The sequence below is a fragment of the Streptomyces sp. NPDC060035 genome (assembly GCF_042736635.1).
Classification (GTDB): Bacteria; Actinomycetota; Actinomycetes; order Streptomycetales; family Streptomycetaceae; genus Streptomyces.
The window spans coordinates 215,810-236,839 of record NZ_JBHWVO010000003.1 but is presented as its reverse complement, the minus strand read 5'-3'; the positions used below and the strand labels follow the sequence as shown (position 1 = coordinate 236,839).

Genomic DNA, 21,030 nt, shown 5'->3' with positions numbered 1-21,030 from the left:
GGCGCGCACGAAGAAGCCCCCTCGCTCACGCGAGGGGGCTTCTTCCGTCTGTGCGCCGTCAGGGACTCGAACCCCGGACCCGCTGATTAAGAGTCAGCTGCTCTAACCAACTGAGCTAACGGCGCCTGGTGACGTCGTAGACATTAGCACCCGGATCGGCCGGAGGAAAAATCGAATTCCCGGTGGTCGACGGGGCCGCCGACCTGCCCACCCGTACGCAGGCCCAGAGCAGAACGTCCGGGCCCGGAAGCCACGGCGTACGCGTATCGGGGGCGACCACCCAGCGGGGGCCGCCGCCGGAACCGCCGACCAGGGGCGGGACGGTAACCGCGTCACCGGCGCCGTGGCAGAGCAGCGGGGGCATGGATCCGTGGTGCGCCCGGGGGCTGTCGGCGCTGTCGGAGGTACCGGTGCCCCACTCCTCCCAGGCAAGCAGCGAGGGCAGCCGCTGGGCGGTGCCGGGAGTGGCGAACAGCAGCATCCGGCCGCGGTGCGTGGCGACCGGACCGGAGCCCGGGCCCTCGGTCCAGAGCTGCTCCAGCATGCGCCGGCCGAACAGCGAGGGCACGTTCACCACGTCGAAGGCGGTGCCGCACGGCAGGACGCCGGGAGAGCCGGGGCGGGCCTCCCACTGGGAGAGCGTGCTGCGCGGGTAGGCCGAGGCCCCGGCGAGCCAGGCGGCTCCCGATGCGGTGACCTGGGCGGCCCTGTCATCGGCCGTCCGGTCGCCTGTCCGGTCCCGCAGCAGAGCGAAGATGTCGACGCCGTGGTGTGAGGCAGCACCGGTGTGCAGGGTCGTTTCGTCTTTCAGCCATGCGCTCATGACGTCAGGTCTACCGGCAGTGACTGTCCTGTTTCCGAGAGTTGCCGAAAGCCGGACAGGGTGGGCCTCGAAGGGGTATCTTGCCCGGCGGCATATGCCAGAGGCTGTACCCGGAGTGACGAAAGGCCCGCGAGCCGAACCCGGAAATGATCCAGGCGAGAGGCCCTGGGGGCGTCAGGGCCTGGGAGCGTTCAGCAGGGACCGGCCGAACTCGATCATCTTCTTGGCATAGTCCTCGGTCCACTCCGCACCGGCCGCTATGTCGGCGGCGGTGAGCCGGTCGAACCGGCGCGGATCGGCGAGCTGGGCGGCGGCCACGGCCTGGAACTCCACGGCCCGGTCGGTCGCGGCCCGGAAGGCGAGCGCCAGCTCGGTCGCGCGGGTCAGCAGCTCCTTCGGATCGTCCATCGACTCCAGGTCGAAGAAGTGCTCCGGGTCGGCCACCGCCTCCGACGGCTCGAAGAGCAGCGGTGCGGGACGCAGCCTCTGCCGCTCGTTCCGCTCGGGTTGTGCCATGTGGTGTTCCTTCCTCGTACGGCCGGACGGCCACCTTCCATTGTCCAGCCCGGCGCAAGAGCGCTTCCCACGAACGGGGCGTGCGATGCATGCGACGCACCACGGACTCACGGCCGCCAGGGAACGCGGTGGTTCGACCAGTGCTCGAAGGTGGACTGCATCGCCTCCCACCCGTCGGGGAACTTCACCGTCACGCCCAGCTGGACCGGCTCCGTCGACGGGTGCTCGTCCAGCAGGTCCGCCACGCCCGCACGGCACACCACGACGCAGGCATGACGATGCCGGGAGGCCAGCACGCACAGGCGGCCCGTCTCCAGGTGGAAAGCCGTGGCATCCGGGCGGCCCGACAGTGGATGCAGGACCACCGTCACATCGAACTCGCGGCCCTGGAGCCTGTTCGCCGTGTCCACCGCCACGCCCGTCACACCCAGCTCCGCGAGTGCCGCCCGCACCGCCGCCGCCTGGTCGCGGTGCGCCGTACCGACCGCGACCCGGTCCGCCGTCACCGGGACCGGATCCGGTGCCCGCTCACTCGTCGCGGCGCCGCCCCGGTCCAGCAGCCGGCGCACCACCAGGGCCACCGCCCGCACCGCCTCCGGATCGGTCCGCGGAGTGTGGCGGGCCGGGAGCTCGAGCAGCCCCCAGCCCGACTCCGCCGCCACGTCCAGCACCCGGTCCGGACCCGAGCCGTCCGAGGGGACACCGAACGACAGCCGGCGGTCGCCGTGATCCGTACCGCTGCGGAACGGCGTGTACGGGTAGAACGCGTCCGACACCAGCGGCGCCGCCGACGCGGGCAGCCGCCACGACACCGGCAGCCGGTGCTGCGGAAGCTCCGGATTGTGCGCGAGCAGGGTGGCCACCGCGCTCGCCGACGGGTCGTACGACAGCCCCGCCCACTGATCCGCACCGACGATCGAGAACGGGTCCAGCTGACCCGGATCCCCGACGAACAGCGCCCGCTCGAACAGCCCGGCCACGGCCAGCAGCGCGTCCGACCGCATCTGGTACGCCTCGTCGACGATCGCGTGTCCCCACGGCTCCACGTTCTTCACGTGCGCCCACTTGGCGGCCGTGGAGATGACGATGTCGAGACCGGCCAGATCCGCCGCCTTCGCCGACTTCCGCACCTGAGCGAAACCGTCCAGGATCTTGTCGTACGGATCGGAGTCGCTGCTGTGCAGACGGCCGACCGGCAGATCCGGGGCCTTCTCCGCCAGCCGGACCACCAGATCGTCCACCTGGGCGTTGGTCTGCGCGATCACCATCAGCGGGCGACCCGCCGCGGCCAGGTCGAGCGCTGCCCGCACCACGAGCGTCGACTTCCCGGCACCCGGCGGCGAGTCCACCACGATGCCGCGAGCCGTACCCCGCAGGGTGTCGCCGAGGATCGCGTCGGTCGCCTGCGCCGCTGCGGCACCCGGATCGTAAACGGCAGTCACAGAAGGTCCTCCGCGGTCACGGGGTCGGGCTTCTCGGCATGCCCGTCACCGGCGCCCGGCGGGCCGCCGTGGGTCCACGGGGTGTCCTCCGGGTCCGGCAGCTTCGGGCCGCCCCGCTGATCGTGCTCGAACAGCGTCCAGGTGATCCGGTCACCCGGTTCCGGCACGGAACCGGGTGCCGGCTCCTTGCCGCGCCCCATGCGGTCCGTGATCCGCAGGACGAGGAGGACCGCGTCCGTGTCCTCGTCGTCGGCGCACTCCCCGGAGCCGTACCCCACGAACTCCGCCGTCTGCGGCTTGCCGTCCAGCGAGCGGTACACCTTCGTGCGCTCGCCGAGATGCGGTCGCTCGTCCGTACGGACCGTGACCAGCGGGCGCGGCGAGGGGCGCTTCGACTCGCTGTACGTCATTTCCACGTCCGTCACCTGGGCGACGAACGCCTCGCCCGCCAGCCGCCGCCCCGCCAGCACCAGCGGATCGTCCAGCGCCTCCTGCGCCTCCAGCTGTGCCTGCGCCGTCTCCCGCGAGGCCAGCTTCTGCGCGGCCGTCACCGCGTCGTCCCGGCGCGGCTGCGGCGGCTCGCCGGCCCGCACCCGGTCCCGGTGCGCGGTGAACGACCAGCGGTCCCGGGTCCACCGGTCCTCGGCCCTGGAGCCCTCCGGCAACTCCCGCAGCAGGTCGAGACCCCGCCACACCGCGTCCCACGTGGGCAGCAGCACCCCCGCCAGCAGCGATCTGATCTCCCGCTCGGCACCGCTCAGCTCACCCAGCCGTGCATCGGCGGCGAGGCCGTCCTCCGCGGCGGCCAGCGCCGTGCGCGCCCGGTCGTACGTCTCGATCGCGGGCGCGAGCAGCCTGTTGTCGAACGCCGGGTCCGTGGCCGGTCCCGCAGGGGGGACGACCAGCTGGCCGGCCCGGTCCCGCAGCAGCTCCGCGCGGAGCGCCGCCGACGCCCCCGTCTCGCCCTCCGGCGGGTCGATCCAGGCGAGCAGCGCACCGAGATGCTGGTCCTCCAGGCTGCTCTGCCCCGTCGCCCAGTGCCGGTTCAGCAGGTCGGTCGTGGCGAGCAGCAGCGAGGAGCCGGGCACCCTGGCCCGCTCCCCGTAGTGCGTCAGCCAGCGGCCGAGCAGCGGGACACGGGCGGGCGCCGGATACGGGGTGTCCGGATCGTCCTCGGCGGTGCGCCGGAACCGCATGGACCGCCCGAGCAGCCGGACGAAGTCGATGCCGGCCCGGCTCGGCACGATCAGCTGGGCCGCGTCCGTGCACAGCTCGACCTCGACCTTGACCTTCTTGCCGGTCGCCGGATCGGTCTCGTTGCGCTCGGCCGGTTCGATGACGTCCGCGTACGACTCGATGTGCGGGAGCACCGCCTCAGCCAGCTCGGCGAGGAACGCGAACCGCAGGTCGCGGTCGCGCGGCTGGGCCACCGCCAGCAGCCGGGGCGCCTCACGGTCCGTCCCGACGAGGGCCCCGAGGGGCGCGCCCGACTCACCGGCCGTGGTCAGCGGCACCAGCACGAGCGGCCCGCCGGTCAGACGGCGGTGGCGCACGGTGGTGAGCGGCTGTGCCCGCCCGCTGTCCACAGCCTCCAGCCGGGCCAGGGTGTTGATCAACGACATGATGCGCCGCCGCTCGCGGTCTCCAGGGCCTCCGCGCGCAGAGCCGCCGCCCGGCGCAGGGCCGCCACCGTCGGATCCGCCGGGTCGCCCTCCTTGCCGGCCGCCGCGGCCAGCACCCCGGCGACCGTCGTCAGACCGCCGAGCTCGCCCCGCACACTCCGGCCCAGCGCCTCCACGGCGCCGTCCGTCCGTGCCTTCGTCCGGCAGTGGAAGGCCAGCTCGCAGGCGGCCAGGCACTCGGGGGCGTAGGCCGCGGGCACCGATTCGACCGCGGTACCCAGCTCCTCGGACGAGCACTCCGGGTCGAACGTCGTGCCTTCGGGAAGGGCCGACGCGATGTCCTCGATACGGGTCAGCCTGGCCAGCTGGCGGCGTGTGACGGCGCGCTGCTTGCGTACGTCGAGGACCGAGGCGGTCGGCAGGTTGGAGAAGTCCCTCGGGCAGACCAGCAGGACCCGGTGCCCGACCCCGGCGCCCTCGGTCACGGCTGCGATCCGCTCCAACGCCAGGACGTAGACGGCGGACTGACGGGCCGCCGCGCCGACCTTCGCGGCATCCGCCGAACTGTCGATCATGGGGAAGGACTTGATCTCGACGACCGTCCAGGTGCCGTCCGGGTGCACCACCACGGCGTCCGGTTCCAGATAGGCCGGCGAGCCCGCCACCTCCAGGGCCAGCATCGGATGGTCGAGCAGGGCCCAGCCGCCCGCCGCCGTGGCCTCGCGCAGTGCCAGTGCCGTGCGCGCGGCGCGGCCCTCGGGACCGGCCGCCGTCAGATCGGGCACCACGGCCCGGTCCGGTGCGTCCGCCCCGCCGCCGAGCCGCTCGAACAGCAGGCGCAGCAGCTCCGTACCGCCGTCGGCCTTGACCTTCGCCTCGAATGCGTTGCCCCGGATGAACGCGAACTGCGACTGGCCGAACGCGGCGGGGGAGCCGAGCGCGGTGGCCAGCACGGCCTTGTCGACCCCGGCGCCGTCGAGCAGGGCACGCCGCTTGCAGCCGGGGTTGGCGGCGAGAGCGGCCAGCGCGCGTGCGTCGAGCGGGTGCGGTGCGACGGACGGGCCGCGGAGCTCAGCGAGCCGCTGCCGGAGCGTCGTCGCTGGCGGCTTCGGCTGCGGAGCCGGTGGCCGCGTCGCTGGAATCTGCGGAGGAGGTCCGCTGGCCGGGTATTCGCTCACCCGCGGAAGTCTTGCATCCGGCGCTGACAATCGTGGACTTCGTGGCAACAGCGGGAGCGGGGAGCGGTGCGAAAACGGCCTTCAGACGGGTCTTGACCCGGTCGGCGGCCCGGATGACCGGCCTGGTCAGCAGGGCTCCGGCGGCCATCACGGCGGCGCCGGCGACCGCGTCGAGGAAGTAGTGGTTCGCGGTGCCCATCACCACGAGCACCGTGATCAGCGGATACGCGACGCCTGCTGCACGGACGAGCGGGTGGCGCCCGTGGCGCCACAGAAGGACCCCGCACCACAGCGCCCAGCCGACATGCAGGCTCGGCATCGCCGCGTACTGGTTGGTCATCCCGCTGAGTCCGCGCGGGGCGCTCGCGCCCGCGCCCCACCAGCCGTGCGCGCTGTACTGGGCCATCGTGTCGACGAATCCGTGACGGGCGTCGAGCAGACGGGGCGGGCAGGTCGGCATCAGCGTGAAGCCGATGAGCCCGAGGAGCGTGGAGGTCATCAGCCAGGTGCGGGCCGCCCGGTAGGCGGCGGACCGGCGCCGGAACATCCATATGAGGACGGCCGGAGTGACCAGGTAGTGCAACGAGGCGTAGGCGAAGTCGGCGGGTATCCCCAGGGCCGGGTTGGCGGTGAGCAGCCGGTTGAGCGGGTGCTCGGCATTGAGGTGGAGCGCCTTTTCCAGGTCGAGTATGGCGAGCCCGTGATCCACGGCCGTCGACACGTCGCCCCGGACCAGCAGCCGCCCCGCCGAGTACAGCCCGTACACCACCGCGATCAGTGGCAGCTCCGTCCACCAGCGTGGCCGGTGACCGGAGGAGCGTGTCGCGGCGGTGGCATGCGGCATCCGGTAGCTCTCCCCATGTTCATGCGGTCGACGGCGGGCGTTCAACCGTACGGCGGTTGTCGGCCGTGAATTCCCCCGGGGGGCGTCCCCTGCGGACGTCCCTGGTCGTGCGCAGAGTGGGACGCCGATACGGCCCCGCAGGTTGCCTGTGGGGCACGTACGGGATGATGGAGCGGGACCTCGTCGGCACCGTCCCCCGGCCGGCTGCCGTCCCCGTCTTCGTCCCGGACACCGCTGTCCAGGACCCATCAGATCCTAGGGTCCTCGGATCTTCAGATCTCAGTATTTTCAGGGAGAGCTGTCATGGCACCGCGAATCCTGCTCGCCCGGCACGGCCAGACGCAGTGGTCCGTGCAGGGCAATCACACCGGCAGGACCGACATTCCCCTCCTCGACACGGGCCGCGAGGGCGCCAAGCTGCTCGGGGAACGACTGCACCGGGAGCCCTGGGGCGGCCTGCCCGGGGTGGACGTGCGGACCAGCCCCCTCGTCCGGGCTGCCGAGACGTGCGCGATCGCCGGATTCGGTGAGCGCGCCGAGCCGTGGGACGCGCTGATGGAGTGGGACTACGGGGACTACGAGGGGCTGACCCCGGCGCAGATCAAGGCGGACCGGCCGGACTGGATCATCTGGCGGGACGGCGTCCCCGGGGGCGAGACCCTGTCGGAGCTGGCCGGCCGGGCGGACGAGATCGTGGACTGGGCGCGCTCGGCCGACCGCGATGTGCTGGTCTTCGCCCACGGGCACATCCTGCGGGCGCTGGGGGCGCGGTGGCTGGGCGAGGACGTGTCCTTCGCCGCGCACCTCCGGCTCGAGCCGACCTCACTGTCGGCGCTGGGGTGGGCGTACGGAATGCCCGCACTGGAACGCTGGAACGACACGGGCCACCTGGAGCGTTAGGGCCCGACCGAGCCTGTCCGGGGCCAGTTGGAGCCCGTGCGGCGATGAGGGCGGAACCTTGACGCCGGGGGTTGGCCCCACTCGAGGGGGCCGGGGCCAGTTGAAGCCCGTGCGGCGATGAGGGCGGAACCTTGACGCCGGGGGTTGGCCCCACTCGAGGGGCCGGGGCCAGTTGAAGCCCGTGCGGCGATGAGGGCGGAACCTTGACGCCGGGGGTTGGCCTCATTCGAGGGGGCCGGGGCCAGTTGGAGCCCGTGCGGCGATGAGGGCGGAACCTTGACGCCGGGGGTTGGCCCCACTCGAGGGGCCGGGGCCAGTTGAAGCCCGTCCGGCGATTGAGGACGGAACCCTGGCGCCGGGAGGGCCCCGCTCGACGGACCGGCCCTTCGGCGCCAGGACCGGCTCACCCCGCGGACGGCACCCGCACCGGCACCGGCACCGGCGGCAACTCCTCGTAGCGCTCCAGGAACGCCGCCACCTCCGGACCGCCCCGCGGCCTCAGCACCCGTACCGCGCTCGCCAGCATCCCCCGGATCCGCGAGGACTGGACGCGGTCCAGCAGGTCCAGTACCTGTTGGCCCGCCGTCGACGCCTCGTCGGCCGTACCCGCCCGCGCCAGGTCACCGGTCAGCTGCGCCCGGTACAGCGCGAGGTTCCGGGTGAAGTGCGGATCCTGCAGCCGAGTGGCCCGCCGCGCATGCCGCGCCGCCCTCGGCCAGTCGCCCAGCGCCGACCAGCACTGCGCCTCCAGCATCTCCAGCTCCGCCTCGCGGAAGAAGGACATCCACTCGGGGTCCGCCGCACCCTCCCCCCGCTCGAAAGCCGTACGCGCCCGCCCGATGGCCCGCTCGCACCCGGTACGGTCGCCGAGCCACGCCCGCCCGCCCGCCTCCCGCAGGGCGAGCAGGGCCAGCAGCCGCGGTGAGCCGAGCGGGCCGGCAGCCCGCTGTCCGGCCTCCGCGGCCCGGACCGCCTCCCGCGCCCGCCCCGTGTCCCGGGCCAGGAACGACGCGTTGCAGAACGCGTGCGCCTCCAGGGCCGCGTCCCCGGCCAGCCGCGCCGTCGCGAGCGCCTCCGCGTAGTGCGAGCGCGCGTCGTCGAAGCGGCCCGAGTCGTGCGCCAGCCAGCCCACCGAGATCGCCAGCTCGCCGGCGCCCGAGTGCAGCCGGTCCGCGGTGCTGCGGCGGCTCGCGGTGCCGGCGTCCAGCAGGGCGTACGCGGCCCGGAGCGGCTGGGAGGCCCGCCGGTAGAGCCCGTCCGCGCCGTGCCGGTCGTCCAGCAGCCGGATCTGCCGCACCGCTTTCTCGACGGCGCTCACCTCGGCCTCGCCGACCCGGCGTTGTGGGGGCACGGCCATCGGACCGGTGACGGCTGAGGGGCCGCCCAGGCCCAGGGACGCGGCTGCCACCGTGGTGGTGCCGCTCGTCATGAACACGCGACGCAGCACGTCGCTCTCCTCGTCGATATCGCTGTGGAGCATGGGGGGCAGGGGCGGAGGCGCGGTGGCCCACGTGTGTGCCCCCCGGCCGCGCACGCTCTCGCGGGCCGAGAAGCCCAGGTCCACCAGGCTCGCCCCGGGGAACATGTGCAGGAACACCCGTTCGTACGCGTAGTTGGGACATCGGATCTCGCCGGACTCCACGCGCCCGACGTACCGGGCGTCGCACGCGACGTGTTCCCCGATCTCGCGTGCGGCCCTGCGGACCGCGGCCGCGAACTCCCCGGCGGAGCGCTGACCGCGCAGCCGCCGGAAAGCAAGGTTGGGAACTGCCCGTGTCGACACCATGGCGGGGCCCTCTCTGGTGCAGCCGGGCGCCTGCTTCCGGTGTCCCGGCGGAGCAAGAACGTACCTGTTGTGACACGCCACACACGCAGCGTTTCCCCATAAACGAGACATCTCGCCCACGATCCGCCATGAACTGCCACCCTTTGCGGCGGCGTAGTGCCGTAGCCCTTGACGCAGTCGGCGCGTTGGTCCATGAGGAGGCGGAGCGTGGCTCTGCCTCGCGACGAGAGGAGGGGTTCCCTTGCTGCACATCGGTCCGGAAACCGCACCGTGCGACCTGGTGACCGTCCCGGCACGTCAGGGCCTGGAGGCCGTGGACATCCTGCGCCGCGGTGCGGACCACGTGGTCGTCGGCCCGGTCCTGCACGACGGAGCCTGCGACATCCTCGGCTTCCTGGTGCCGCCCGGCACCGCCGACGCCTGGGACGTACCCGGCAGCGCCTGTACGCGGACGGACGGCCGGGGGCTGCGCATCCCCGCCGAGCCGCCCGTGACCGGCGGCGGCTGGCTCCTGCCGCCCGCCGAGGACGCCCCGGTCACCGACCCGGCCGCGCTGCGGGCCGCGCTCGACCAGGCGGCCAGGCTCATCGAGGCGGCCGACAACTGCCGCTGAGGCCATAATGGCCTGGTGGGCGGATCTCCCGCCGTCGCCGGTCCACCCCAGGAACCGGCCCGATCCGGTGAGCGAGGACGAGCGCGCGTGGCACGTCGAGGAGCGCCGGCCAAGGGTGCGAGCGCCCGGAAGCGGTCCGAGCGCGACCGCGGGCAGGAGCCCGTCGCCGCGACGGTGGACGGCGGCCTCGCCGAACTCGTACCCGACCGTGAACGCCCGCGCGCCTGGACCCTGCTGCTGGACGGTGCCCCGCAGTCCCACGTGGACCTGGACGACCCCTCGTACCTCTCGTTCGAATACCAGCGCAGGCTCGGCCATGTCATCGATCTCTCGGCGCCCCCGAACCAGCCCCTCCAGGTCGTGCACCTGGGCGGCGGCGCCTTCACGCTCGCCCGCTACATCGCGGCGACCCGCCCCCGCTCCACCCAGCAGATCGTCGAGATCGACGCCGCCCTGGTCCAACTCGTGCGCAGGGAGCTCCCGTTGGACCCACAGGCCCGGATACGGGTGCGCTCCGGAGATGCCCGCGCCGGGCTCGCCAAGATCCAGGACGGCTGGGCCGACCTCGTCATCGCCGACGTCTTCAGCGGGGCCCGCACCCCCGCACACCTCACCTCCGCCGAATTCCTCGGCGAGGTACGCCGGGTGCTGAAGCCCGGTGGGCGGTACGCCGCCAACCTCGCCGACGGTCCGCCGCTCGCCCACCTCCGCGGCCAGATCGCCACCGCCGCCTCCCTCTTCCCCGAGCTGGCTCTGGCAGCGGACCCGACCGTCTGGCGGGGCCGCCGCTTCGGGAACGCGGTTCTGGTCGCCTCCGACCTGCCGATCGCCGTCGCCGAACTGACCCGACGGGTCGCGAGCGACCCGCACCCCGGCCGGGTCGAACACGGCCGGGCTCTCGCCGACTTCACCGGCGGCGCCGCCGTCGTCACCGACGAGGGCGCCAAGCCGTCCCCCGCCCCGCCGCCCGGCGCCTTCACGTAAGCGGGCTCGCCGCGGTCCCACGTGAGGGGACGAACGACGGGCTCTCCCGGCCGCACGTGCCCTACTGGTCGACGACCTGCACCGTCGGCGGATGACCGTTCCAGGTGCAGAAGACGGAGACGGTCGCCCCGCCCCCGTCGCTGAAGTCCACCCGGATCCACTCCGCGTTCGTCCACACCTGCATCGACCAGCCCTGCTCCGGGGTCGCCGAGACCAGCTTCGCCGAAGCGCTCGCCAGCTCCAGGACCACCCGGCCGCCGTGGGTCGGATAGCTCTTCACATCCCCCGACGACGCCGCGGGCGCAGAGGACTTCGGCGGGGCGGCCGGGCTGCTCGACGGGGCACGGGACGAAGGACGCCGGGACGGAGGGTGCGTGGCCGGCGAAGCGGTCGCGCTGGGCTCGGGCGACGGGAGGGCACGGTGGGTGGACGACGACACCGGCTTGTCCGCCGCCTGTTCGGTCCGTGTGCCGACAGAGATCGGCACGGCGCGCGGAGGATCGTACGCCGTCCCCGACATCACCGTGTGCACACCCCACCACGACAGCGTGACCGCCGCCCCGGTGGACAGCGACCATGCGATCGCGTGTACGAGTCCTCGTTGCATCGGGCATATCCTGCCCCACCCGAACCGGTGCTGTCCCGGAGAGGACCGGGTCCGTCCGCATGGGTTACGGTGCCGCCCATGCCTAGTGTGCTCGTGGTCGAGGACGACCAGTTCGTACGTTCCGCCCTCATCCGGCACCTGACCGAGGCCTCTCACACGGTTCGGAGTGTCGGCACGGCGCTCGAAGCCCTGCGCGAAGTGGCGCACTTCCGGTTCGACGTGGTCATTCTCGATCTCGGACTGCCCGACCTCGACGGCGCCGAAGCACTGAAGATGCTGCGGTCCATCACCGACGTTCCCGTGATCATCGCGACCGCGCGGGACGACGAGGCCGAGATAGTCAGGCTGCTCAACGACGGCGCCGACGACTACCTGACCAAGCCGTTCTCGGTGGAGCACCTGTCGGCACGCATGGCCGCGGTACTGCGCCGCACCCGCGGCACCGGCGGTCAGTCACCGCCCCCGCGCGTGATCCAGGTCGGCGGGCTCTCCATCGACCCGCTGCGCCGCCAGGCCGAACTGGACGGCGCGACACTCGATCTGACCCGCCGCGAATTCGACCTGCTGGCCTTTCTCGCCGGGCGCCCCGGAGTGGTCGTCGCGCGCCGGGAACTGCTGGCCGAGGTATGGCAGCAGTCCTACGGCGACGACCAGACCATTGACGTCCATCTCTCCTGGCTGCGCCGCAAACTGGGCGAGACGGCGGCCCGGCCGCGCTATCTGCACACGCTGCGCGGTGTCGGTGTCAAACTCGAACCCCCGGCGCCGCCGGCCGTGACGGAACCGCCCGCATGAGGTGGGCCCTGGTCAAGGTCTGTCTGGCCGTCACCGCCATGGTGGTGATCGCGTTCGCGGTGCCGCTCGGGCTCGTCATCAAGGAGATGGCCCGCGACCGTGCCTTCTCCGACGCCGAGCGCCAGGCCGCCACCATCGGCCCGACGCTCACCATCACCACCGACCGCGAGGAACTGACCCGCGCGGTCCTGTCCACCGAACCCGGCGGCCGGGGACGGCTCGCCGTCCATGTCCCCGCCGCCGAGGAGCCGGACAGCCGGCGCCTGGAGATCGGCACAAGGCGCGCCACCCGCAAGGTCCTGGAGACCGTACGGACATCGGGGCGCGCCTCCATCACCGAGGTCCCGGGCGGTTCCGTGCTGCTCCAGCCCACCGCACTGGGCTCGGGGGACATCGCCGTCGTCGAGGTGTTCGTACCCGAGGGCGAGGTCTCCAACGGCGTCGGCACGGCCTGGCTGATGCTGGCGGGCGTCGGCATCGCGCTGATCGTCGGCTCGGTGGCGGTCGCCGACCGGCTGGGCGTACGCATGGTGGAGCCCGCCCAGCGGCTCGCAGGCGCCGCCCAGGATCTGGGGGAGGGCAGGCTGGGCACCAGGGTCCCCGAGGAGGGGCCCACCGAACTGCGGTCCGCCGCCGTCGCGTTCAACTCGATGGCGGACCAGGTGGTCCAGCTCCTCGCCAACGAACGCGAACTGGCCGCCGACCTCTCGCACCGGCTGCGCACCCCGCTGACCGTGCTCCGGCTCAACGCCGCGTCACTGGGGGAGGGCCCCGCCGCCGAGCAGACCCGGGCGGCGGTGGAGCAGTTGGAGCGCGAGGTCGACACGATCATCCGTACCGCCCGGGAACAGCGCCCCCAGACCCAGGGCGTGCAGACGGGCGCGGGCGCCGGGTGCGACGCGTCCGAGGTGATCCGCGAACGCATGGGCTTCTGGTCCGCCCTGGCCGAGGACGAGGGCCGTACGGTCCGCCTCGCGGGAGTGGACCGTACGGTACGGATCCCGGTCGCCAGGCCCGAACTGGCCGCCGCACTGGACGCGTTGCTCGGCAACGTCTTCCGGCACACCCCGGAGGGCACCGCGTTCGCCGTCGATGTGCACCACAGCGGCGATGCGGTGCTCGTCCTGGTCTCGGACGCCGGACCCGGCATAGCCGATCCGAAGGCCGCCCTGGCCCGGGGAGCCAGCGGACGCAGCGAAGAACCGGGCGCCGTGGGCTCGACCGGCCTCGGCCTGGACATCGTCCGCAGGGTCGCCGAGTCCACCGGCGGTGATCTGCGGATCGGGCGTTCGGTACTCGGCGGTACGGAGGTACGCATCTGGATCGGGCTCGACGGCGGCCCCTCCGAGCGTGGGCGCCGTGGGCACCGGGTGGGCAAGCGCACAGGGAAGCGGATCGGAAAGCGGTAGCGACACGGAGTGACGGGGCGGAACGCAGAGCTCCGTAAGCCGCCGGGGCCGAGCCGAACCTTTAACCAGTACCGATGCGCTCCTTAAGCCAACCCTAAGAACACCAACTCAGGTCCCGGAAGCGACTTTTGCCCGTTTCGGGGCGGCTAGCGTGCAGACGCAAACATCACCCCCCCCGCAGGACAGAGGCAGGAACGCGATGGGCACCAGCACGCACCGCCGTACGACGAGCACCCGCACCAAGGCCGTCGGCGCCGTCGTCGCCGCGGCAGTCATCGGTGGCACGGTCTTCGCACTCACCGGCACGGCGCAGGCCGCGGCGGTCGGTGCCACCTACACCAGGACGAGCGGCTGGACCGGCGGATACACCGGGCAGTACGTCGTCACGAACGACACCGGCAAGGCTCAGTCGGGATGGACGCTCGAATTCGACCTCCCCGCGGGTACGAAGATCGACTCGCTCTGGAACGGCGAGCACACCGTCAGCGGAACCCACGTCACGGTGAAGCCCGCGAGCTGGAACAAGGACCTCGCCCCCGGCGCGTCGGTGACGGTCGGTTTCGTCACCGCCTCGTCCGGAACCGCTGCCGATCCGGCCGGCTGCCTCATCAACAACGCCACGTGCTCCGTCGACACCGGGGCGACGCCGCAGCCCAGCGGACGCCCCACGGAGACCGCGACCCCCGCGCCGACGCCCACCCCCACCGCCACGGAGTCGGCAACGCCCACACCGACGCCGTCCGAGACGTCCGGCGGCGGTGACGAGGGCGGCACGGCCACGGGTGCCGGATTCGCCCCGTACATCGACACGTCGCTGTACCCGGCGTACGACCTGCTGGACACCGTCGGGAAGACCGGCGTCAAGGAGTTCAACCTCGCCTTCATCACCTCCGACGGCAGCTGCACCCCGCTCTGGGGCGGGGTGACCGGCCTCGGCGACGACAAGGTGGCCGGCCAGATCGACGCGCTGCGGGCACAGGGGGGCGACGTCCGGGTCTCCTTCGGCGGTGCGGCGGGCGCGGAGCTGGCCCTGCACTGCTCCTCGGCCGCCGACCTCGCCGCCGCGTACGGCAAGGTCATCGACACGTACAAGCTCACCAAGGTCGACTTCGACATCGAGGGTGGTGCCCTGCCCGACACCGCGGCCAATTCCCGCCGCTCGCAGGCCATCGCCCAGCTCCAGAAGGCGCACCCCGGCCTGGACGTCTCCTTCACCCTGCCCGTGATGCCCGAAGGGCTGACCCAGCCCGGTGTCGACCTGATCGCCGACGCCAAGAAGAACGGCGTGCGGGTCGACTCGGTCAACGTCATGGCGATGGACTACGGGGCCTCGTACAGCGGCGACATGGGCGATTACGCGACCCAGGCGGCCACCGCCACGCAGGCCCAGATCAAGGGGGTGCTCGGGCTGTCCGACGCGGCAGCCTGGGAGGCGGTCGCGGTCACCCCGATGATCGGCGTGAACGACGTCGCCACCGAGATCTTCAAGGTCGACGACGCCGCGCAGCTGGTGAAGTTCGCCAAGGAGAAGGGCATCGGCCGGCTCGCCATGTGGTCCGGCACCCGCGACAAGGAGTGCGCCGGCGGCACGAAGCCGACGGCGGACGCGAGCTGCAGCTCGATCCTCCAGGAGCCGCTGGCGTTCACGAAGGCGTTCGGCGCCTTCAAGTAGCCCTCCGCTCCCGCAGACCGCCACCCCGGCAGCCCTCCGCTCCCGCAGACCGCCACCCCCCGCGCGCATCCCGGCCGGCCCCACACCCCCACACCCGGCCGGGGTGCGCCCCTTTCATGTGGCGGTGCGGGCCCAAGGACGTCCTCGATCGCCGGGCGGGCTCGATATGCCCGCCCGGCGCTTGCGTTCGCAATGCCCATCGAGGCCACGGCACGGTCCCGCCCCACCCCCTCCGTCGACGGGGGACGGCGCGGCCCGGACCGCCGCGCTCCCACGGCTAAGCGGAACCGCCCGCCCCACCCCCGGAGTTCGGGGAAAGAACGCGGAATCGGCCTCAAGCCCCCAGGACGCCCCCACCGTGCGCCGCCCCGTTCATTCTTCGGCGGGCGTTCCCCGGGCGACCGGAGAAGTCGGCACCTCTGGGAGTCCCGTCCCGAAATCCGCTCCGCGCACGGCTCTTCCCCGGGGCGGAAGTCCAATTCCCGGAGCAACACCCCGCTGACCTGCGGAGATTCACATCTCAGCGCCTCACGCATGCAGGGTGCGCAGGTTAACGCAAGACCTCTACCGGACACAGTCGCGTGACTTGCAGGACACACTCGGGCAACGGAAGCGTCTTCAACTCTTGACACCCACCCCCTTGAGGCAGCAATCTTCCGGCATCAGCGCATGGGAGCGCTCCCATAACGAACGAGGTTTTCGCTCGTACGGGGACGGCACCGGCCCATGTCGTTCCCGTATCCATGGCACCGCACCCACCAGCGCGTATGCCGAGCAGATTGAACGCCAGTCCCACCCTGGAACAAGGAGTAGTGGAATGCGCATCACCCGCACCGTCGCAGGTCGAAGCCGCAGAACCGCCGTCATAGCCACCACGGGCCTCACGGCCGCCGCCCTGCTGCTGACCGGCTGCAGCGACTCGGGCTCGGACTCGGACGGGGCAGACGCGGACGGGAACATCACCCTGACCCTCGCCGACTTCGGACAGTTCGGCTACAAGGAGGCGAAGCTCTTCGAGAAGTACCACGAGCTTCACCCGAACATCACGGTCAAGGCGAACACCTCATCCGACGAGAAGATCTACTACCCCAAGTTCCTCCAGCAGCTCAACACGGGCAGCGGTCTGGCCGACATCCACGGCGTCGAGGTCGGCCGCGTGAAGGAACTTGTCGACACGAAGGCGGACGCCTTCGTCGACCTGTCCAAGGTGATCGACGCCGACCAGTGGGTGAGCTGGAAGTCCCTGCAGGCCAGCACCGACGAGGGCAAGGTCATCGGCGCGGGCACCGACATCGGCCCGATGTCGATCTGCTACCGCCGCGACCTCTTCGAGAAGGCCGGACTGTCGGCCGACCGCGAGGCAGTCGCCGCGAAGTTCGCCGGCGGCTGGGAGGACTACCTCAAGCTCGGCGAGGAGTACATGAAGAAGGCTCCCAAGGGCACCTACTTCATGGACTCCGCCAGCGCCATGTACAACGGCGTGGTCAGCTCGAGCGAGGAGCAGTACTACGCCAAGGACGGCAAGGCGATCTACAAGGAGAGCGCCGGAGTCAAGGCGGGCTGGAACCTCGCCGCCGAGGCCGCCGACAAGAAGCTGACCCAGGGCCTGGCCCAGTTCACCCCCGCGTGGACGGCGGCCCTGCGCAGGGGCACCATCGCCACCGTGGCCTGCCCCGCATGGATGGCCGCGCGGATCTCCACGGACGCCGGTGACGCGTTCAAGGGCAAGTGGGACATCGCCCGCACCCCGGGTCAGACCGCGGCCAACTGGGGAGGTTCGTTCCTCGTCGTGCCCGCGAAGGGCAAGCACGTCAAGGAGGCCGGTGAGCTCGTCAAGTGGCTGACCGCTCCGGAGCAGCAGGCCGCCATCTTCAAGGCCGCCGGTCTCTTCCCGTCGAACAAGGGCGCCTACGAGCTCCCCGAAGTGAAGACCGCCACGCTGGAGTACTTCAACAACGCCCCGATCGGTGAGATCTACGCCGAAGAGGCGCAGGCCATCCCCGCCGCGGTGCTCGGCCCGAAGGACGGGGTCATCAAGGACACCATCTCCACCCAGATCAACAACATGGAGCAGCGGGGCACCAAGCCGGACAAGGCCTGGGACGCCGCCACCGAAGCGGTCGACAAGGTGATCGGCTGATCCTCGCCGGTGCGGGCGGCCGGGACGTCTTCCACGTCCCGGGCGGCCGCACCGGTGCCGGTTCCCGCATCGGCACCGCGCACCATTTCCGACACCTCCGCCGGACCTGACCAAAGGTCCGGCCTGCCCCTGCGGTGTCGGCACACCCCAGGGAAGGACTCCCACCTGTGGCAACCACCACTCCCACCAGGGGCGCACACGGATCCCGGCCCAGCCGCCGTGCCCCGAAGCCCATGACTCCCGGCCGCCAGGCCTGGCGCAGTCGACTGTGGCGCTTCGACGACAAGGCGTCGCCGTACGCCTACATCGCGCCCTTCTTCCTCGTCTTCGGGGCCTTCGGGCTCTACCCGCTCGTGTACACCGGCTGGATCGCCCTCCACCGGGTGGAGATGACCGGCCTCGACCAGATGGAATGGGTCGGCTTCGAGAACTTCAGCAAGATCCTGCAGGAGGACGAGTTCTGGACCGCGGTCTCCAACACGTTCGTCATCGGCGTCATCTCCACCGTTCCGCAGTTGATGGTCGCGCTGGGACTGGCGCACCTGCTGAACTACAAACTGCGCGCCAGCACCTTCTGGCGCACCGTGATCCTCACGCCGTACGCCACCTCGGTGGCCTCGGCCGCCATCGTCTTCGCCCTGGTGTTCCGGGCCGACGGCGGCCTGCTGAACTGGGTCCTCGGCTTCTTCGGCGCCGGCGACACGAACTGGGCCAACGGCCACTGGACCTCCAAGATCGCCATCGCGGTCATCGTGATCTGGCGCTGGACGGGATACAACACCCTGATCTACCTGGCCGCGATGCAGGCGGTGCCGTCCGACCTGTACGAGGCGGCCTCGCTCGACGGAGCCTCGCGCTGGCAGCAGTTCCGCAACGTGACGATTCCCGCGCTCCGGCCGACGATCCTCTTCACGATCGTCATCTCGACCATCGGATCGATGCAGCTGTTCGGTGAGCCCCTCCTGCTCGAAGGAGGCGCCAACGGCGCACAGGGCGGCACCGAGAACCAGTACGAAACCCTCAGCATCTACCTCCACAACTACGGCTGGACCCTCGGACACCTCGGTCCGGCCGCCGCAGTCGCCTGGGCCATGCTCGTCCTGCTGCTGCTCATTGCCGCGATCAACTGGCTCATCGGGCGCCTCGCGCGCAAGACCGCGGCCTGACGGGGAGCGAAATCCATGACCACCACAAGCCCCATCACCACTCCGGACCGCCGCGTCACCAAAACCGCCGCCGCCCACAGCGCCCCCCCGCGACGGCGCCGGTTCAAGCCCGGAGCGGGCCGTCAGCACCACGCGGGCCCCTTCGCGTACTTCGCCCTCACCGTCGTCGGCCTCGGCTCGCTGTTCCCGCTGTACTGGACGCTGGTCGCCGCGTCCCGCACCCAGCAGGAAGTGCTCGACACCACCCCGCCGTTCCTCCCGGGCGGCAACCTGTTCCACAACATCGAGGCGGCCTGGGAGCAGGCCAGCCTCGGCAAGGCCATCCTCAACACGGTCATCGTGTCCGGCAGCATCACCGCGGCGACCCTGTTCTTCTGCACCCTGGCCGGCTACGCCTTCGCCAAGATGCGCTTCAGGGGCCGCGGCGCGCTGATGACGGCGGTCATCGCCACGCTGACGATTCCCCCGCAGCTCAGCGTCGTACCGCTGTTCATGATGATGGCCGACATCGGCTGGGGCGGGCAGCTGGAGTCGGTGATCTTCCCGACCCTGGTGAGCGCCTTCGGCGTGTTCTTCATGCGTCAGTACCTGATCGAGGCACTGCCGTACGAGCTCATCGAGGCGGGCAGGGTGGACGGGGCGAACAACCTCCGCATCGTGTGGAGCATCGTGCTCCCGGTCGCCCGACCGGCCATGATGGTGCTCGGCATGCTTACCTTCGTCCAGTCCTGGAACGACTTCTTCTGGCCCTACCTGGCACTGAACCAGCAGAACCCCACGCTCCAGGTCGCACTCGGGCAGCTGAGCGCGTCCTACGTCCCCGACCAGAGCATCGTCATGGCAGGTGCGCTGATCAGCACCCTGCCTCTGCTCGTCGTCTTCGTGATCTTCGGTAAGCAGATCGTCGGGGGAATCATGTCCGGCGCCGTCAAGGGCTGACTTCCCCGGCCCTCCCCGCTCCACTCCCGGTCGTCCCGTACGGCCTGTGCCTGACCACAGGCCGTACGGGATCCTCGGCCCCCTCATCCCTGTCCCCGTTCGTCCATTCTTGGGAGCGCTCCCGCATGACTGCAGTACGACCCGACATCACCCCGAAGCAGGCGCCCGAGGCAACGAACTTCCCCACGGGCTTCATCTGGGGTGCGGCCACCGCGTCCTACCAGGTCGAGGGTGCCGCCGCCGAGGACGGCCGCACGCCGTCCATCTGGGACACCTTCAGCCGTACCCCCGGCAAGATCCACAACGGTGACACCGGCGACATCGCCGCCGACCACTACCACCGCTACCGCGACGACGTGGCGCTGATGAAGCAGCTCGGGCTGAAGGCGTACCGCTTCTCCGTCTCCTGGTCCCGGGTCCAGCCCACCGGCCGCGGCCCCGCCGTCGAGCGCGGCCTGGACTTCTACCGCAAGCTCGTCGACGAGTTGCTGGACGCCGGCATCGCGCCCGTCGCCACCCTCTACCACTGGGACCTGCCCCAGGAGCTCGAAGACTCCGGCGGCTGGCCCGAGCGCGCCACCGCCGAGCGCTTCGCCGACTACGCCGCCATCGTCTCCGGCGCCCTCGGCGACCGCGTCGGCATGTGGACCACCCTCAACGAGCCGTGGTGCTCGGCCTTCCTCGGTTACGGATCCGGTGTGCACGCCCCGGGCCGTACCGAGCCCGCAGCAGCGCTGCAGGCGGCCCATCACCTCAATCTCGCCCATGGCCGGGCGATCGAGGTTCTGCGCGCCCAACTCCCCGCTGCTGCGCAGACCTCGGTCACCCTCAATCTCCACCAGGTCCGCCCGCTGACCGGCAGCACGGCCGACGCCGACGCCGCCCGCCGGATCGACGCCGTGGGCAACCGCATCTTCACCGGCCCGATGCTGCGCGGCGAGTACCCCGAGGACCTGATCGCCGACACCTCGCACCTGGTGGACTGGTCGAAGCTGGTCCATGACGGCGACCTCGCCACCATCTCGCGTCCGGTTGACGCCCTCGGCATCAACTACTACACACCGACGCTGGTCTCCAACCCGGTGGCAGGGGCCGACTACGCGCGTAGCGACGCCCACGGCAGCAGCGACCATTCCCCGTGGCCCGGTTCCGAGCACGTCGCCTTCCACCTCGCCGAGGGGAAGGAGCGCACCGCGATGGACTGGTCGATCGACCCCAACGGGCTCTACAACCTGCTCATGGACACCCACCGGGAGCACCCCGGCCTGCCGCTGATGGTCACCGAGAACGGTGCCGCGTTCGACGACTACCTCTCGCCCGAAGACAAGGTGGAGGACCCCGAGCGCGTCGCGTACCTGCACGGGCACCTCGACGCCGTACAGCGGGCCATCGCCGACGGTGCGGACGTCCGCGGCTACTTCCTGTGGTCGCTGATGGACAACTTCGAGTGGGCGTACGGCTATTCGAAGCGCTTCGGGGCGGTGTACGTCGAGTACGCGTCCCAGCGCCGCATTCCCAAGGCCAGCGCCCACTGGTACTCCGACGTGATCCGCCGCCACGCCCTGCCCCCGGCCGACGGAACCGTCTGACCTGC

Annotated in this window: 18 protein-coding genes and 1 tRNA gene; 10 read left to right on the top strand and 9 right to left on the bottom strand. The window is 71.4% G+C overall.

The features are described from left to right. Positions 1-51 precede the first annotated feature (51 nt). From ACFWBQ_RS06110 to ACFWBQ_RS06080, 7 genes are all read right to left on the bottom strand, one after another. A tRNA-Lys gene (locus tag ACFWBQ_RS06110) sits at positions 52-125 on the bottom strand. Continuing rightward, positions 116-823 (bottom strand): hypothetical protein, encoded by a 708-nt coding sequence (locus ACFWBQ_RS06105; protein ID WP_385484571.1) that lies wholly within the window; start codon positions 821-823, stop codon positions 116-118. The genes ACFWBQ_RS06110 and ACFWBQ_RS06105 overlap by 10 nt, the downstream gene beginning before the upstream one ends. Positions 824-997: 174 nt before the next feature. Continuing rightward, entirely contained in the window at positions 998-1,339 is a 342-nt protein-coding gene (locus tag ACFWBQ_RS06100; RefSeq protein WP_385484568.1) for a hypothetical protein, read from the bottom strand. Positions 1,340-1,446: 107 nt separating this feature from the next. After that, positions 1,447-2,781, bottom strand: coding sequence for an AAA domain-containing protein (locus tag ACFWBQ_RS06095; RefSeq protein WP_385484565.1), 1,335 nt, complete (start codon positions 2,779-2,781; stop codon positions 1,447-1,449). Further along, the gene (locus ACFWBQ_RS06090) at positions 2,778-4,403 is read right to left on the bottom strand and encodes a hypothetical protein (RefSeq protein WP_385484562.1); all 1,626 of its coding nucleotides are present in this window, start codon (positions 4,401-4,403) and stop codon (positions 2,778-2,780) included. The genes ACFWBQ_RS06095 and ACFWBQ_RS06090 overlap by 4 nt, the downstream gene beginning before the upstream one ends. After that, positions 4,394-5,581, bottom strand: coding sequence for a hypothetical protein (locus ACFWBQ_RS06085; RefSeq protein WP_385484559.1), 1,188 nt, complete (start codon positions 5,579-5,581; stop codon positions 4,394-4,396). The genes ACFWBQ_RS06090 and ACFWBQ_RS06085 overlap by 10 nt, the downstream gene beginning before the upstream one ends. Next, positions 5,475-6,425, bottom strand: a complete 951-nt coding sequence (locus ACFWBQ_RS06080) for a phosphatase PAP2 family protein (protein WP_385484556.1) — start codon at positions 6,423-6,425, stop codon at positions 5,475-5,477. The genes ACFWBQ_RS06085 and ACFWBQ_RS06080 overlap by 107 nt, the downstream gene beginning before the upstream one ends. 303 nt (positions 6,426-6,728) lie before the next feature. On the opposite strand from ACFWBQ_RS06080, the gene ACFWBQ_RS06075 reads away from it, so the two are divergent. Then, positions 6,729-7,325, top strand: a complete 597-nt coding sequence (locus ACFWBQ_RS06075; RefSeq protein ID WP_385484553.1) for a histidine phosphatase family protein — start codon at positions 6,729-6,731, stop codon at positions 7,323-7,325. A gap of 403 nt (positions 7,326-7,728) precedes the next feature. Here the strand turns inward: ACFWBQ_RS06075 and ACFWBQ_RS06070 are convergent, their stop codons facing one another. After that, on the bottom strand, positions 7,729-9,111 hold the full coding sequence (locus ACFWBQ_RS06070) for a tetratricopeptide repeat protein (RefSeq protein ID WP_385484550.1): 1,383 nt from the start codon (positions 9,109-9,111) through the stop codon (positions 7,729-7,731). A 241-nt stretch (positions 9,112-9,352) separates the two neighbouring features. Here ACFWBQ_RS06070 and ACFWBQ_RS06065 point away from each other — a divergent pair, with 241 nt between their 5' ends. Both ACFWBQ_RS06065 and ACFWBQ_RS06060 read left to right on the top strand, forming a co-directional pair. Next, a complete protein-coding gene (locus tag ACFWBQ_RS06065) occupies positions 9,353-9,724 on the top strand; it encodes a hypothetical protein (RefSeq protein ID WP_385484548.1) in 372 nt (123 codons plus the stop codon). A gap of 87 nt (positions 9,725-9,811) precedes the next feature. Then, entirely contained in the window at positions 9,812-10,708 is an 897-nt protein-coding gene (locus ACFWBQ_RS06060; protein WP_385484545.1) for a spermidine synthase, read from the top strand. Positions 10,709-10,769: 61 nt separating this feature from the next. Here ACFWBQ_RS06060 and ACFWBQ_RS06055 read toward each other — a convergent pair whose 3' ends face one another. After that, on the bottom strand, positions 10,770-11,315 hold the full coding sequence (locus ACFWBQ_RS06055; RefSeq protein ID WP_385484542.1) for a hypothetical protein: 546 nt from the start codon (positions 11,313-11,315) through the stop codon (positions 10,770-10,772). Between the two features lie 78 nt (positions 11,316-11,393). On the opposite strand from ACFWBQ_RS06055, the gene ACFWBQ_RS06050 reads away from it, so the two are divergent. From ACFWBQ_RS06050 to ACFWBQ_RS06020, 7 genes are all read left to right on the top strand, one after another. Beyond that, a complete protein-coding gene (locus tag ACFWBQ_RS06050; protein WP_385484539.1) occupies positions 11,394-12,110 on the top strand; it encodes a response regulator transcription factor in 717 nt (238 codons plus the stop codon). Continuing rightward, positions 12,107-13,519 (top strand): sensor histidine kinase, encoded by a 1,413-nt coding sequence (locus tag ACFWBQ_RS06045; RefSeq protein ID WP_385484536.1) that lies wholly within the window; start codon positions 12,107-12,109, stop codon positions 13,517-13,519. The genes ACFWBQ_RS06050 and ACFWBQ_RS06045 overlap by 4 nt, the downstream gene beginning before the upstream one ends. A 199-nt stretch (positions 13,520-13,718) precedes the next feature. Continuing rightward, a complete protein-coding gene (locus tag ACFWBQ_RS06040; RefSeq protein WP_385484533.1) occupies positions 13,719-15,191 on the top strand; it encodes a cellulose binding domain-containing protein in 1,473 nt (490 codons plus the stop codon). Between the two features lie 817 nt (positions 15,192-16,008). Beyond that, positions 16,009-17,331: an extracellular solute-binding protein gene (locus tag ACFWBQ_RS06035; RefSeq protein WP_385484530.1), complete on the top strand. Its 1,323-nt coding sequence runs from the start codon at positions 16,009-16,011 to the stop codon at positions 17,329-17,331. A 167-nt stretch (positions 17,332-17,498) separates the two neighbouring features. Next, positions 17,499-18,497: a carbohydrate ABC transporter permease gene (locus ACFWBQ_RS06030; protein ID WP_385484527.1), complete on the top strand. Its 999-nt coding sequence runs from the start codon at positions 17,499-17,501 to the stop codon at positions 18,495-18,497. Positions 18,498-18,512: 15 nt separating this feature from the next. After that, positions 18,513-19,436 (top strand): carbohydrate ABC transporter permease, encoded by a 924-nt coding sequence (locus ACFWBQ_RS06025; RefSeq protein ID WP_385484524.1) that lies wholly within the window; start codon positions 18,513-18,515, stop codon positions 19,434-19,436. Positions 19,437-19,561: 125 nt separating this feature from the next. Next, positions 19,562-21,025 (top strand): GH1 family beta-glucosidase, encoded by a 1,464-nt coding sequence (locus ACFWBQ_RS06020; RefSeq protein WP_385484521.1) that lies wholly within the window; start codon positions 19,562-19,564, stop codon positions 21,023-21,025. The last annotated feature ends 5 nt before the right edge of the window (positions 21,026-21,030 follow it).

Bases quoted from the DNA above. Each gene is read 5' to 3' on its own strand.
- ACFWBQ_RS06105 (WP_385484571.1), bottom strand. From the start codon at position 823: ATGAGCGCATGGCTGAAAGACGAAACGACCCTGCACACCGGTGCTGCC.
- ACFWBQ_RS06100 (WP_385484568.1), bottom strand. From the start codon at position 1,339: ATGGCACAACCCGAGCGGAACGAGCGGCAGAGGCTGCGTCCCGCACCG.
- ACFWBQ_RS06090 (WP_385484562.1), bottom strand. From the start codon at position 4,403: ATGTCGTTGATCAACACCCTGGCCCGGCTGGAGGCTGTGGACAGCGGG.
- ACFWBQ_RS06080 (WP_385484556.1), bottom strand. From the start codon at position 6,425: ATGCCGCATGCCACCGCCGCGACACGCTCCTCCGGTCACCGGCCACGC.
- ACFWBQ_RS06075 (WP_385484553.1), top strand. From the start codon at position 6,729: ATGGCACCGCGAATCCTGCTCGCCCGGCACGGCCAGACGCAGTGGTCC.
- ACFWBQ_RS06070 (WP_385484550.1), bottom strand. From the start codon at position 9,111: ATGGTGTCGACACGGGCAGTTCCCAACCTTGCTTTCCGGCGGCTGCGC.
- ACFWBQ_RS06055 (WP_385484542.1), bottom strand. From the start codon at position 11,315: ATGCAACGAGGACTCGTACACGCGATCGCATGGTCGCTGTCCACCGGG.
- ACFWBQ_RS06050 (WP_385484539.1), top strand. From the start codon at position 11,394: ATGCCTAGTGTGCTCGTGGTCGAGGACGACCAGTTCGTACGTTCCGCC.
- ACFWBQ_RS06045 (WP_385484536.1), top strand. From the start codon at position 12,107: ATGAGGTGGGCCCTGGTCAAGGTCTGTCTGGCCGTCACCGCCATGGTG.
- ACFWBQ_RS06040 (WP_385484533.1), top strand. From the start codon at position 13,719: ATGGGCACCAGCACGCACCGCCGTACGACGAGCACCCGCACCAAGGCC.
- ACFWBQ_RS06035 (WP_385484530.1), top strand. From the start codon at position 16,009: ATGCGCATCACCCGCACCGTCGCAGGTCGAAGCCGCAGAACCGCCGTC.
- ACFWBQ_RS06025 (WP_385484524.1), top strand. From the start codon at position 18,513: ATGACCACCACAAGCCCCATCACCACTCCGGACCGCCGCGTCACCAAA.
- ACFWBQ_RS06020 (WP_385484521.1), top strand. From the start codon at position 19,562: ATGACTGCAGTACGACCCGACATCACCCCGAAGCAGGCGCCCGAGGCA.